Origin of the sequence: Kitasatospora sp. NPDC093558, assembly GCF_040683475.1 — a bacterium.
Lineage (GTDB): Bacteria > Actinomycetota > Actinomycetes > Streptomycetales > Streptomycetaceae > Kitasatospora.
Genome location: NZ_JBFBDY010001085.1, coordinates 1 through 1580 on the forward strand (window position 1 = coordinate 1; position 1580 = coordinate 1580).

At 72.0% G+C, this 1580-nt stretch carries 1 protein-coding gene and 1 pseudogene; one reads left to right on the forward strand and one right to left on the reverse strand.

Features of this window, described 5'->3' with window-relative positions; genetic code table 11:
- Positions 1–849 (forward strand): annotated as a pseudogene (locus AB0O00_RS38700) (IS200/IS605 family accessory protein TnpB-related protein); the annotation flags it as partial.
- Here AB0O00_RS38700 and AB0O00_RS38705 read toward each other — a convergent pair.
- Positions 839–1321, reverse strand: coding sequence for an extracellular solute-binding protein (locus tag AB0O00_RS38705; protein ID WP_363659365.1), 483 nt, complete (start codon positions 1319–1321; stop codon positions 839–841). The pseudogene AB0O00_RS38700 and the gene AB0O00_RS38705 sit on opposite strands and share 11 nt — an antisense overlap.
- Between the last annotated feature and the right edge of the window lie 259 nt (positions 1322–1580).

A 1580-nucleotide genomic window follows, 5' to 3' on the forward strand; every position in this document is an offset into this window, starting at 1 on the left:
TACCGCATTCACCTGGACGTGGAGCGGGGGCGCTGGTACCTGGATGCCTCCTGGACCCGCCCCGTCGTGAAGACCGCGCCGCTGGCCACGGCCCGTGCGGCCGGGATGGTCGGCGTGGACACGAACGCCGACCACTTCGCGTGCTGGCAGTTGGATGTCCACGGCAACCCGGTTGGCGAGCCCCATCGGTTCTTCTACGACCTGACGGGTACCGCCGCCCACCGCGACGCCCAGATCCGCCACGCGATCAGCCGGCTGCTGCACTGGGCGAAGCGGTGCGGTGTGAGGGCGATCGGGCTGGAGAACCTGGACTTCACCGCCGAGACCACCCGTGAGAAGCACGGCCGCCGCAAGCGGTTCCGGCAGCTCGTCTCCGGTATCCCCACCGGCAGACTCCGCTCCCGGCTCGTCTCCATGGCCGCCGAGCTGGACATGGTCATCGTTGCGGTCGACCCCGCCTACACCTCCCAGTGGGGCGCGCAGTACTGGCAGAAGCCGCTCGCGACGCCCACCCGTAAGGCCACCCGGCACGATGCCGCGAGCATCGCGATCGGGCGACGCGCCCTCGGACACCCGATCCGGCGACCTGGGGGTCCCCCCGGCCGGAGGCTGGGGGAGGCACCGCCCCCGCAGCACCAGAGCGATGCTGCGGGGCATCGGACCGCCCAGGCCGACCGTGGTGCCCGGGGGCGTGAGGAAACCCGCCGCCCCGTCGCGGAGCGTGCACACGATGCATGTAGCCGGGCAGGGAACACTCAAGGAACGCGGGCGACCAGCGCACCCAAAACCGTTCGGGATGCGTGCAGTGCCGGGACGTGGGTCCAAGACTCACTCCTGCTCACTGAATAGGAACGGTGAGGTCGTCGCGGTACCAGAGGAGTTGGGTGTTGGAGTTGTACGGCGCCGCGTAGAGGCGGTCCTTCCAGGTCGCCGTCTTCAGCGCGGCGGGGAGGGTGTCGGCGGTGACCGCGTCCTTCTGGGCGCCCGTCCACTCGCGGATCCAGCCCGCCTCCGCGAACTCCGGGGCCCAGGTGACGTCCAGTCCCATGATGTCCGCGCCCGCGTCGTGCGCGGCGAGTCGGCGCACGAGCTGCTGGCGCTGCCCGTCGGCGGTGCGCGGGAGCTTGTTGTACCGGATCGCGTAACGCCCGCCCGAGGCGCGGCCGCAGGCGTCGGCGGCCTGCTGGAGGGCGCCGGAGTCGTCGGGGAAGTTGTACCAGTCGAGCGTTGCCGGGCCGGTGCCGGTGCCGGTGGTGCCGCAGGCGGTCAGGAGGAGCGCGAGCAGAAACAGTCGCGTGCGCGGGCAACGGCGCTTCGGCATGGCACTCCCGGACTCCCGGGTCTCCCCGGGTTCGACGGCTCGCGTCCCGCCACGCTAGGGCAACGGACGTGCACGGACGAGGACTTCGCCGCGGTGGCGCCGGCCAGTGGTTGTGCGAGGGTGGTTCGCGCGCCCCCGGAGCTGGAGCAGCGGGGTGTTCACGGGCCGCCAGCTCGGCCGGGAGCTCGTCGATCCGGGTGGCGGCGGTGGCGAGCAGGTGGAGCATCGCGTACTCCTCCAGGAGCCGCTCCTGGGGGAG